This window comes from Sphingopyxis sp. RIFCSPHIGHO2_12_FULL_65_19 (genome assembly GCF_001830555.1).
Lineage (GTDB): Bacteria > Pseudomonadota > Alphaproteobacteria > Sphingomonadales > Sphingomonadaceae > Sphingopyxis.
Window position 1 is genome coordinate 143,164 of sequence record NZ_MIAM01000049.1, and the last position, 10,806, is coordinate 153,969.

General features: G+C 63.8%; 10 protein-coding genes and 1 tRNA gene. 7 read left to right on the forward strand and 4 right to left on the reverse strand.

Going from position 1 to position 10,806, the window contains the following annotated elements; translation table 11 throughout:
* Together A3E77_RS14085 and mfd are read left to right on the forward strand one after the other, a co-directional pair.
* A partial coding sequence (locus A3E77_RS14085) for a succinate dehydrogenase assembly factor 2 (RefSeq protein ID WP_293647021.1) occupies nucleotides 1-235 on the forward strand: 235 nt, incomplete at its 5' end.
* Complete coding sequence (gene mfd / locus A3E77_RS14090) at nucleotides 232-3,726, forward strand: transcription-repair coupling factor (protein WP_293647023.1); 3,495 nt, start codon at nucleotides 232-234, stop codon at nucleotides 3,724-3,726. The genes A3E77_RS14085 and mfd, both read left to right, overlap by 4 nt.
* A 24-nt stretch (nucleotides 3,727-3,750) precedes the next feature.
* Here mfd and A3E77_RS14095 read toward each other — a convergent pair whose 3' ends face one another.
* A complete protein-coding gene (locus tag A3E77_RS14095) occupies nucleotides 3,751-4,947 on the reverse strand; it encodes a GGDEF domain-containing phosphodiesterase (protein WP_293647025.1) in 1,197 nt (398 codons plus the stop codon).
* Between the two features lie 53 nt (nucleotides 4,948-5,000).
* On the opposite strand from A3E77_RS14095, the gene moaA reads away from it, so the two are divergent.
* The 5 genes from moaA to A3E77_RS14120 all read left to right on the forward strand — a co-directional run bounded on the left by moaA (nucleotide 5,001) and on the right by A3E77_RS14120 (nucleotide 9,404).
* Complete coding sequence (moaA, locus tag A3E77_RS14100; RefSeq protein WP_458574452.1) at nucleotides 5,001-6,023, forward strand: GTP 3',8-cyclase MoaA; 1,023 nt, start codon at nucleotides 5,001-5,003, stop codon at nucleotides 6,021-6,023.
* 43 nt (nucleotides 6,024-6,066) lie between these two features.
* Complete coding sequence (locus A3E77_RS14105) at nucleotides 6,067-6,837, forward strand: NAD kinase (RefSeq protein WP_293647029.1); 771 nt, start codon at nucleotides 6,067-6,069, stop codon at nucleotides 6,835-6,837.
* Nucleotides 6,838-6,898: 61 nt separating this feature from the next.
* Nucleotides 6,899-6,973 (forward strand) — tRNA-Asn (locus A3E77_RS14110).
* Nucleotides 6,974-7,357: 384 nt separating this feature from the next.
* A complete protein-coding gene (locus tag A3E77_RS14115) occupies nucleotides 7,358-8,161 on the forward strand; it encodes a TonB-dependent receptor (protein ID WP_293647203.1) in 804 nt (267 codons plus the stop codon).
* 64 nt (nucleotides 8,162-8,225) lie between these two features.
* Nucleotides 8,226-9,404, forward strand: a complete 1,179-nt coding sequence (locus A3E77_RS14120; RefSeq protein WP_293647031.1) for an acyl-CoA dehydrogenase — start codon at nucleotides 8,226-8,228, stop codon at nucleotides 9,402-9,404.
* 90 nt (nucleotides 9,405-9,494) lie between these two features.
* On the opposite strand, the gene A3E77_RS14125 is transcribed toward A3E77_RS14120, so the two are convergent.
* The 3 genes from A3E77_RS14125 to A3E77_RS14135 form a co-directional block, all read right to left on the reverse strand.
* On the reverse strand, nucleotides 9,495-9,887 hold the full coding sequence (locus tag A3E77_RS14125; protein WP_293647033.1) for a cyclophilin-like fold protein: 393 nt from the start codon (nucleotides 9,885-9,887) through the stop codon (nucleotides 9,495-9,497).
* A 119-nt stretch (nucleotides 9,888-10,006) separates the two neighbouring features.
* Complete coding sequence (locus tag A3E77_RS14130; protein ID WP_366652641.1) at nucleotides 10,007-10,537, reverse strand: (R)-mandelonitrile lyase; 531 nt, start codon at nucleotides 10,535-10,537, stop codon at nucleotides 10,007-10,009.
* Nucleotides 10,537-10,806 (reverse strand): alpha/beta hydrolase (locus A3E77_RS14135; protein WP_293647035.1); only part of this gene is annotated, 270 nt, incomplete at its 5' end. The genes A3E77_RS14135 and A3E77_RS14130, both read right to left, overlap by 1 nt.

The window sequence follows — 10,806 nt, forward strand, 5'->3', positions numbered from 1 at the left end:
ATTCCGCGCCTGGCACCGCGGCACGCGCGAGGCCGATTATATGATCGGCGGGTTCTTCGACCGCTATTCGGCTGGTTGGGGCGAGGAAGAGATCGCGTGGTACGAGATCGTCGTCGAGGAAGATGATGTCGACATCATGGCCTGGGCGCTCGGCACCGGCGAGCCGCCCGCGCATCTCGACAGACCCGATATGATCGCCGCGATGCGCCGACTGGATTATATCCCGCTGCCATGACCCGCTCCGCCGCCGAAATTTTCGCCGCCACCGCGTCGGCGCCCACGCCGCTGACGCTGGCGCGCGTCGCCGATGGCTTCCTGCCGTTGTTGCTCGCCGATCTGGCGCGGGCGAGCGACAAGCGCCTGGTCTATGTCGCAACCGACGATACAGCGATGCAGGCGATCGCCGACGCGGCGCCTTTTTTTGCGCCCGACCTGATCGTCCATCGCTTCCCGGCGTGGGATTGCCTCCCCTACGACCGCGCCGGACCGTCGATGCGTGTCAGCGCCGACCGGCTGGCGACGCTTTCGGCGTTGCAGCTTGCCCCGAAACGCGGCGAGCTGATCCTGACGACGGTAGCCGCGATCACGCAGCGGACCCTAACACCATTTCGCATTCGCCAGCTCGCAACGACGCTGGCCGCAGGGCAACGGATCGACCGCGACGCGCTGGCCGAGCTGCTCGTCTCCAACGGTTTCAGCCGCGTCGATACCGTCGCCGATCAGGGCGAGTTCGCGGTGCGCGGCGGCATTCTCGATCTCTTCCCCGCCGGCGAGGAAACCGGCCTGCGCGTCGACTTCTTCGGTGACGAGATCGAGAGCATCCGCCGTTTCGACCCCGCCGACCAGCGCAGCCTCGGTCCCGCCAAGGCGCTGCAACTGCTCCCCGCGTCGGAAACTTTGCTCGACGAGGCGACGATCAAGCGGTTTCGGTCCGCCTATCGCGACCTGTTCGGCGGACAGTCGACGGGCGACCCCCTTTATCAGGCGGTGAGCGAGGGTCGGCGGCAGGCGGGCATGGATCATTGGCTGCCGCTGTTCGAGGACCGGCTGGCAACGCTGTTCGACCATATCGACCCCGCGACCCCGGTGCTGCGCGGCCATCGCACCGAGGCAACCGCCGAGACGCGCTTTGCCGCAATTGCCGACTATCACGCCAACCGCGTCGCGGCCGAACGCGAATCGCCAGGCAGCTATCGCCCGCTCGCGCCCGAAACGCTCTATCTGACCGAGGCGGACTGGTCGGGCGCCACATCGCAGCGCCCCATCCATATTGTCACGCCGTTCGACGTTGCGCCTGCTGCGACGGTCGTCGACCTTGAAACCTTTGCCGCGCGCGACTTCACGCCCGAACGCACGGCCGATCTCAATGTCTATGACAAGGTCGCCGACCATCTGTCCGACGAGCGCCGCAAGGGCCGCAAAACGATCATCGCCAGCTATTCGGGCGGCGCGCGCGAACGCCTGTCGGGGTTGCTGCGCGATCATGGCGTCACCTCGCTCGCACCCGCCGACAGCTGGCAGGATGCGCTGGGCACCGCCTCGGCGGAAAGCGGCGGCGCAACTGCAATGGTCGTCCTGCCGCTCGACCATGGCTTTGCGAGCGACGCGATCAGCCTGCTCACCGAACAGGATATCCTCGGCGAACGCCTCGTCCGCCGCCAGAAGCGCCGCAAAAGCGCCGATGCCTTCCTCGCCGAACTCGCGACGCTCAGCGTCGGCGACCTTGTCGTCCACCTCGACCATGGCATCGGGCGCTATGAGGGGCTGACGCAGATTCCCGTCGGCAGCAGTCCGCACGACTGCGTCGCACTCACTTACGCCGGCGGCGACAAGCTTTACGTTCCCGTCGAAAATCTCGACGTGCTCTCGCGCTACGGCGGCGAGAGCGACGGCGTCGCGCTCGACAAGCTTGGCGGCGAAGCCTGGCAGCGCCGCAAGGCGCGTATGAAGGAACGGATTCGCGAGATTGCGGGCGAGCTGCTCGCAACCGCGGCGCAGCGGGCGCTGCGTTCGGGCGAATTGCTCGCGCAGGATGCGGCATATCCCGCTTTTGCCGACCGCTTTCCCTATCAGGAGACCGACGACCAGGACCGCGCGATCGGCGATGTGCTCGCCGACATGGCGTCGGGGCGCCCGATGGACCGGCTCGTCTGCGGCGACGTCGGCTTCGGCAAGACCGAGGTCGCCTTGCGCGCCGCTTTCGTCGCCGCGATGGCAGGGGTGCAGGTTGCGGTTGTCGTGCCGACGACGCTGCTCGCGCGCCAGCATTACACGAACTTCGTCGAACGTTTCAAAGGCTTCCCGATCAATATCGGTCGCCTGTCGCGCCTGGTCCCCGCGAGCGAGGCGCAGAAAACCCGCGATGGCCTGTCGGCGGGCACGATCGACATCGTCGTCGGCACCCACGCGGTCATCGCGAAATCGGTCGAGTTCAAGAATCTCGGCCTCGTCATCGTCGACGAGGAACAACGCTTCGGTGTGGTCCACAAGGAACGGCTGAAGCAGCTCAAGGCCGACGTCCACGTCCTGACGCTCACCGCGACGCCGATCCCGCGCACGCTGCAAATGGCGATGTCGGGCCTCCGCGAACTCAGCGTGATCCAGACGCCGCCCGTCGATCGCCTGGCGGTGCGGACCTATGTCGCGCCATGGGACCCCGTCGTGATCCGCGAGGCGCTGCTCCGCGAACATGACCGCGGCGGGCAAAGCTTCTTCGTCACCCCGCGCATCAAGGATTTGCCCGATATCGAGGAATTTCTGCGGACGCGGGTGCCGGAGATCAAATATGTCGTCGCGCACGGTCAAATGGCGCCGGGCGATGTCGAAGAGCGGATGAGTGCCTTCTACGACCGCAAATATGACGTCCTCGTTTCGACGACGATCGTGGAAAGCGGGCTCGACATTCCAAGCGCAAACACGCTGATCGTCCATCGCGCCGACCGTTTCGGCCTTGCGCAGCTTTACCAGCTGCGCGGCCGCGTCGGACGGTCGAAGACCCGCGCCTATGCCTACCTCACGACACTCGAAGGCGGCGCGATTACCGACACGGCCGAAAAACGGCTCAAGCTGCTTGGCGATCTCGACACGCTCGGCGCGGGGTTTCAGCTGGCGAGCCACGACCTCGACATCCGCGGCGCGGGCAATCTCGTCGGCGATGAGCAATCGGGGCATATCCGCGAGGTCGGATTCGAGCTCTATCAGTCGATGCTGGAAGAGGCGATTTTGGTCGCCAAAGCCGAGGGCGCGGGCAAGTTGCCACCGCGCGAAGCCTTGTCGCCGGTCATCACCGTCGACGCGCCGATCCTGATCCCCGAGGATTATGTGCCCGACCTGCCGCTGCGCATGGCGCTCTATCGTCGCCTGAACGATGCGGGCGACCGTCCGGCGCTCGACGCCTTCGCCGCCGAGATGATCGACCGCTTCGGCCCGCTGCCGCCGGAGACCGCGAACCTGATCCAGTTGATGGAAATCAAGGCAAATGCGAAACTCGCGGGCATTGCCAAGCTCGACGTCGGCACCAAGGGCGCGCTGGTCAGCTTCCATGGCGACCAGTTCGCGAACGTCCCCGGGCTGATCGCCTATGTCGAGCGGCTGAAGGGCCGCGCGCGCATCCGGCCCGACAACAAATTGTCGATCAGCGGCGACTGGGTCAGCACCGGCGCCCGCCTCAATGGCGCGCTGCAACTGTCAAAGGGGTTGGGGAAGCTGGCGAAGCTGGCCGCGTAACGTCGTCCTGCGCGGGGGCGACGATCAGCCCATCAAGGCCAGCAGCTGGTCCGACGGCACCGGCCCCGATTTCAGGAACCCCTGCCACGTCGCAACGCCGAGTTCGGACAACCGCCCAAGCTGGCGTTCATTTTCGATCCCCTCGGCCACCACCAGCAGCCCCAACGCCCGCGCCAGGTCGACGATAGCGCGCACGACGATGCGGTCGCGGTCGCTGCCGTCGATCGTCCGGGTAAAACCGCTGTCGATCTTCAGATAATCGATCGGCAACCGCGCAAGCAGCGACAGGCTGGAATAGCCGGTGCCGAAATCGTCGATCGCGACCGCAACGCCCAGCGCGCGAATCTGCGCCAGTTGGTCGGCGGCGCTCGCCGGGTCGCTCAGCATCGCCTGTTCGGTGAGTTCGAGCGTCAGGCGGTCAGGATCGACCTTGGCCGCCTTTGCCATCGCCGCAAAGCGCCCGGCAAATTCGGGGTCACCAAGGTCCGCGGCGGTGATATTGAGCGACACGCGCAACCTTGCGAGCGCCTTGGGCCACGTCGCCATTTCGGCAAGCGCGACACGGTGGGCATGTTCGGTCAACTCGCATTCGAGCCGTGCAGCGCGCGCCGCGGTGACCAGCGGCCCGGCACCCAGCAGGCCCAGTTCGGGGTGCTGCCAGCGCAACAGTGCCTCCACCCCCGTCATTGCGCCCGTGCCGACATCATATTGGGGCTGGTAGTGAATGACGACCTCGTCGCGCGATAGCGCCGCGTGGACCATCACGCCGTCGCGCGCCGACGCCGGCCGAGCGAGCTGATCGCCAGCGCTGCGGAGTTGCTCGGCCACCGATTCGTCGCGGGTGATCAGCGCTGCTGCGATGCGGATCGACAGCCGGCCGTTTGGATCGCCGACGATCGGTTCGGCAAGCGCGACGTGCAGCGCGCGTTCCTGCGCGCGCAGCGCGCCCAGCGACATCGGAGTGGCGGGCACGATCAGGAACCGCGGGCCATCGAGGCGGTCGACGCACGATCCCTGTCCAAATTCGTCGCTGGCAAAATTTTCGAGCCGCCGCCCGATCTCGTCGAGTACCGAATCACCCGCAGCTGTCCCGGCGCTGTTGTTGATGCGCGCCATCTGGTCGACCTGGACCAGGATGACGCCGGCGTCGGCATCGTGCCGCGCGTGCAGGGTTTCGAGTTTGCGGACACAGGCGGAAAGTGTTTCGGAAAGGCGATTCATCGATTTTCCCTAGCAGGCTTTGCTTGCCAAGCTCCTGCCTTTTGCATCACAATATGCGCGTGGCTGCCACATTATCCCAACCTGCCGCATCCGCGGCACCCCTGATCGACGGGATCGGCCGCCGGATCAGCTATTTGCGCCTGTCGGTCACCGATCGCTGCGACCTGCGCTGCCGCTATTGCATGGCCGAAGACATGACCTTCCTGCCCAAATCGGCGGTGCTGAGCATAGAGGAAATGGGCGAACTTGCCGAGCGGTTCGTTGCGCGCGGGATCAACCGCATCCGTCTGACCGGCGGTGAGCCGCTGGTAAGGCGCGGAATCGAGACGCTTGCGATGCGCCTTGGCGCGATGGTCGGCAAGGGGCTCGACGAACTGACGCTGACGACCAACGCGATGCGGCTTGCCGAACATGCGCCGATGCTGGTCGCCGCGGGGGTGCGCCGGATCAACGTCAGTCTCGACACCCTCGATCCGCACGCTTTTCGTCATATCACGCGTGTCGGCGACCTGGCCGTGGCGCTGCGCGGGATTGATGTGGCGCGCGCGGAAGGACTCGCGATCAAGATCAACATGGTCGCGCTCGCCGGGATCAACGACGACCAGTTGCTGCCGATGCTCGACTATTGCGCGGCAACCGGGTGTGACCTTAGCTTGATCGAAACGATGCCGCTGGGCGAAATTTCCGACGACCGCAGCGATCATTATATCCCGCTCCACCATTTCATCGCGCCGCTCCGCGACGTGCGCGCCATCTATCCGATCGACAAGCGCACTGGCGGCCCCGCGCGCTATTTCGCGGTCGAGGACAGCCCGGTAACGCTCGGCCTCATCACCCCACTGAGCGACAATTTCTGCGCGACATGCAATCGCATCCGCCTGACGGTCGAAGGGCGCGTCTATATGTGCCTGGGTCAAGATGATCATGTCGACCTGCGCGCGGCGCTGCGCGATGGCGGCGACGTCGATGGCTTGATTGATGCTGCTTTGGCTGGCAAACCCCGCGCGCACGACTTTCAGATCGAACGAGAGTCCAAACCGGCGGTCGCGCGTCATATGAGTGCAACGGGCGGCTGACAGGCCACCCCGTTAATTGAAGGCACGGGGGAACCGGACCAATATGCATCGCAAGATCGCGCTCGTCGCATCGAATGCGCCCGCGGCCATGGAGGCGGAGGCCGAGTTGCGCCCGCTTTATGACTTTGTGGACCTGCAAGAAGCCGACCTGCTGATTGCGCTCGGCGGTGACGGATTCCTGCTGCATATGCTGCACCAGCTGCTCGATCAGCGCCGCAGTCTGCCGGTGTTCGGCATGAACCGCGGCACGATCGGGTTCCTGATGAACGAATTTCGCGTCGAGGGGCTGCTCGACCGGCTCGCCGCGGCGCGTCCCTTCCTCATTCACCCGCTGTCGGGCGACATCACGACGATCAGCGGCGAACGGCATATCCTGCCCGCGATCAACGAAATTTCGCTGCTGCGCGAAACGCGCCAGGCGGCAAAGCTCGAGGTGATGATCAACGAAAAGACGATGCTGGAGGAACTGGCGTGTGATGGTGTGCTGGTCGCAACGCCAGCGGGATCGACCGCCTACAACCTCAGCGCCAACGGCCCGATCCTGCCGCTCGAATCCGAAATGCTCGCGCTGACACCGATCAGCCCATTCCGTCCCCGCCGCTGGCGCGGCGCGCTCGTCCCCGAATCGACAAGCATCCGGTTCAACGTCCGCGAGGCGGCGAAACGTCCGGTCAGCGCCGTTGCCGACCAACGCGAAATCCGCGATGTGAAGACCGTTTTGGTCACCACCGACCGCAGCCGGCCGCTGACTTTGCTGTTTGATCCTGACCAGGGCCTCGACGAACGCATCGCGATGGAACAATTTATCGTTTGAGGGCTTGATTATTCCCGCGACCGGCGGCAAAGGGACCGCCTTGGCCGCTTCGGCGGCCTGTTCCTCGGTAGCTCAGCGGTAGAGCTCTCGACTGTTAATCGAGCGGCCGTAGGTTCGAATCCTACCCGGGGAGCCATTTCAGTACAGCAGAGGGCACTTGCCCACTGACCTGTTCATTTCCTAGCGAAACCACCGTTTTCAGCAGAGATTCGCGTCTTCCGCCGACCCTTATCAGTCGGTCGTGAACTTCGACTCTCTGGACGAACCGGTGCAGCAGGTCACGTCGTTGCCTTGGGCCGCCAGCACGCACGCGTTTCCGCGCGCGGGTTGTGAATTCGGCGAGCATCTCCGGCGATACGGCGCCAATGCCCGACGCGTTGAGGACCTCCCCCGCCTTGGCCGCTTCTGAATTCGCCAGATCGCGCGCTGCCTTCAACGAATCTACTCCGAGGAAAAGCAGACGCAGGTCCAGCGCAACACGATCTCGATCGGCACGTTCGCGACGATCGAAACCTGCCCGCTGACGGCCAACGAAGCAAAATTCACCTCGACGACGCCGCGTATCGGCGCGCGCTATGAATTTTCGCCATCGGCCAACGCCTATGCGACCTTCTCCAAAGGCTACAAGGCGGGCGGCTTCAACCTCAATGCGTGCAGCAACCAGTTCAATCCCGAAAAGCTGGATTCCTACGAGGTCGGGCTCAAAACACGGCTTCTCGACCGCACGCTGACGCTCAACCTGTCAGCCTTTTACTACGATTATACCGACCTCCAGATCAGTCAGGTCGTAGGCCTCGCGCGCTTCATCACCAACGCGGCTGCGGCGACGATCAAGGGTGCCGAACTCGAAGCCGACTGGCAGCCGGACGAGCATTGGTCGATCAACGCCAATGCGACCTATCTCGATGCGACCTACAAGCGCTTCTCCAACACCGATGGGCTCGATCCTGCCGCCGGTGTGCAGCTGCTCGACGGCAACCGGCTCAACGAAGCGCCTAAATTTTCAGCCAACCTTGGCGTCGCCTACCGCACCGCCGAGAGCGATATTGGCCGCTTCACGATCCGCACCGACCTCAGCTATCGCAGCCGATATTATCTCCGCGAGTTTAACGGCCCGCTCGATACCCAGGAAGCCTTCGCGCTGATCAATGCCGGACTCATCTGGGACAGCCCGGACGATCAATTCCGCGTTCGGCTGTTCGTCAACAACCTGACGAACAAGGCCTATGTCGCGCGAATGGACTCGTCCGACAATTTTGGCGCGCGCTTCATCTCGTGGAACGCGCCGCGCCAATATGGTGTCGAACTCCGCACCAACTTCTGATCCCTGTCGCCTCTAGCGGGGGAGCAGTGAGCTCCCCCGCAGCCAAGTGGATGGTCTCATACAAATGACGACAACAGCCTTTGACTGGGCCGACCCGTTCGGTTTTGATGCCCAGCTTTCGAGCGAAGAGCGCATGATGCGCGAAGTGGCGCAAGACTATGCCCATGATCGGTTGCTGCCTCGGGTGGTCGATGCCTTCGCCAACGAAACGACTGACGTCGACGTCTTTCGGGAACTCGGGTCACTTGGCTTGCTGGGCCCCACCGTGCCGGTCGAATATGGCGGAGCGGGTGCTTCCTATGTCGGATATGGGCTGATCGCACGCGAGATCGAGCGGATCGATTCCGGCTACCGTTCGATGTTCTCGGTGCAGTCGAGCCTGGTGATGCACCCGATCCATGCTTACGGCACGGAAGCACAGAGGCGGCGCTATCTCCCGAAACTTGCGGCCGGCGAATGGATCGGCTGTTTCGGCCTCACCGAACCCGATGCGGGATCGAACCCGTCGCAGATGCGATCGCGGGCCGATCGGGTCGATGGCGGCTACATCCTGAATGGCAGCAAGACATGGATAAGCAATGCGCCGATAGCCGATGTCTTCATTGTCTGGGCAAAGTGTAGCGAGACGAATGTCATTCGTGGCTTCGTCCTCGATCGCGGCGCCAAGGGCCTGTCGGCGACGAAGATCGACGGGAAGCTCAGCCTTCGGACTTCGATTACCGGCAGTATCCATCTCGACGGCGTGGAGGTGAGCGACGATGCGCTGCTCCCCGGCGTGAGCGGCCTCGCGGGGCCGTTCGGCTGCCTTAACCGAGCCCGGTTCGGTATCGCTTGGGGTGCGGTCGGCGCAGCCGAAGCCTGCTACGCCGCCGCGCGCCGATATGGCCTCGAACGCGAACAATTTGGCCGACCACTCGCAGCGACGCAGCTTTTCCAGAAAAAGCTAGCCGACATGGCGACACAAATCGCTTTCGACCTCAAAGCCTGCCTGCGCGTGGGCCGGAACATCGACGCGGACCGCATGGTGCCCGAGCAGATTTCGATGATCAAGCGGGCCAATGTCGGACATGCCCTTGGCATCGCCCGGGCAGCCCGCGATATGCACGGCGGCAACGGCATCGCCGGAGAATATCACGTGATGCGCCATCTGATGAACCTCGAGACTGTCAACACCTACGAGGGAACGCATGATGTTCATGCCCTCATTCTTGGGCGGGCGATCACGGGAATCTCCGCTTTCTAAGATCACACATTTCTGGCCGATTGCAGTCGGTCAGCTTTCAGGTTTCAGATCGAAAGAAGCGGCCATTCGCTGTGACGAGCCAAGCGGTCGTCAGTCGGCTTGCCGAAGCGAAATTGTGACGCCGTCAGAATTGTCGAACAGGGAGAGATCGCCGCGGACCTGCCCAAGGACGACGATTCCCGGCGGAGGAACATGTCCCGCTCGGTAGTAGATCACAAAATCCCGGTCGCCCCATAACCCCAGCGTGCCGACCGAAAATTCGGTTTTCCGGTCGCCGTCGGGCAGCGCCGACGGGAGGACGCCCGTCTTCTCCTGGCGAAGATGATCGCGCATCTGTATTTTCAGCGGCAGCATCGCTGCGAGCGCATGCGCCGCCTCGTTGCCCGCCAGTTTGGCACTCAGTTGAGCGCTATCGGATGCAATCAGTATCTCCATCGGACGCATGCCGATCCCTTTCTCCGTTGCAGTGTTTGGCGAACCCATTTGCGTGGCGGATTCCCTGTGGACGTCACCTCCAGGTTCGACACCCGGACTGTTCGACGCTGCAGGAGGGCTGCAAGCGCTTAGCGTCAAGGCGCCAACCGCTATCGCCGCTCGGCGCATCACTGGGGCCCGTTCGCATAAAGATTGTCAGGAACATGCTCCATCCATTCGACGGGTGAGCCATTCTCGGCTTCCTGTATGGCGACGTGGGCCATCGCACTGGTCGGGGTCGCGCCATGCCAATGACGCACGTCGGGCGGACACCACACAACATCGCCGGCATGGATGGCCTCGATCGGACCGCCTTCGACTTGGGTCCACCCGCTCCCTTCGAGAACCACGAGACGCTGCCCCAGCGGGTGCTTGTGCCACGCGGTGCGGGCGCCCGGCTCGAAGCGCACCAAGGCTGCGCCAACCTGCGACTCCCCTTTCGGGTTGAACAGCGGGGTGATGGTCACGGCGCCCGTGAACCATGCGCCTGGCCCGCGGGCGGGCGGTCGTGCCGCGCTCCGACTGAGTTCCATCGCAGCACTATCGGCGGCAGCGCTACGCACATCGGCCGCCTCGCCTGGTGCGCGCGAGCCTTGTTCGGGCTCCGGCGTGCACGCCAGCAATGGAAGGATACAGGCAATTACGGTCAGGAGCTTCATCATTTGCCTCCAGCCAAGAGCTGCTCGAAAAAGGTCGTGAACTTGTCGAAGGGGATCACATCGACCTTATCGTAAAGATCGGTGTGGTTCGCGCCGGGTATAATCACCAGTTCCTTGGGCTCGGCGGCCGCGGCGTATGCCGTCTCGCTGAAATAGCGCGAATGGGCGTTTTCCCCGTGCACGAACAGGATGGGCCGCGGCGAGATCTCCTTGATGTAGCTCAGGATCGGCATGTTCATGAACGACAGCGGGGTGGTGATCGTCCATGA

Bases quoted from the DNA above. Each gene is read 5' to 3' on its own strand.
- mfd (WP_293647023.1), top strand. From the start codon at position 232: ATGACCCGCTCCGCCGCCGAAATTTTCGCCGCCACCGCGTCGGCGCCC.
- A3E77_RS14095 (WP_293647025.1), bottom strand. From the start codon at position 4,947: ATGAATCGCCTTTCCGAAACACTTTCCGCCTGTGTCCGCAAACTCGAA.
- moaA (WP_458574452.1), top strand. From the start codon at position 5,001: ATGCGCGTGGCTGCCACATTATCCCAACCTGCCGCATCCGCGGCACCC.
- A3E77_RS14105 (WP_293647029.1), top strand. From the start codon at position 6,067: ATGCATCGCAAGATCGCGCTCGTCGCATCGAATGCGCCCGCGGCCATG.
- A3E77_RS14120 (WP_293647031.1), top strand. From the start codon at position 8,226: ATGACGACAACAGCCTTTGACTGGGCCGACCCGTTCGGTTTTGATGCC.
- A3E77_RS14125 (WP_293647033.1), bottom strand. From the start codon at position 9,887: ATGGGTTCGCCAAACACTGCAACGGAGAAAGGGATCGGCATGCGTCCG.
- A3E77_RS14130 (WP_366652641.1), bottom strand. From the start codon at position 10,537: ATGAAGCTCCTGACCGTAATTGCCTGTATCCTTCCATTGCTGGCGTGC.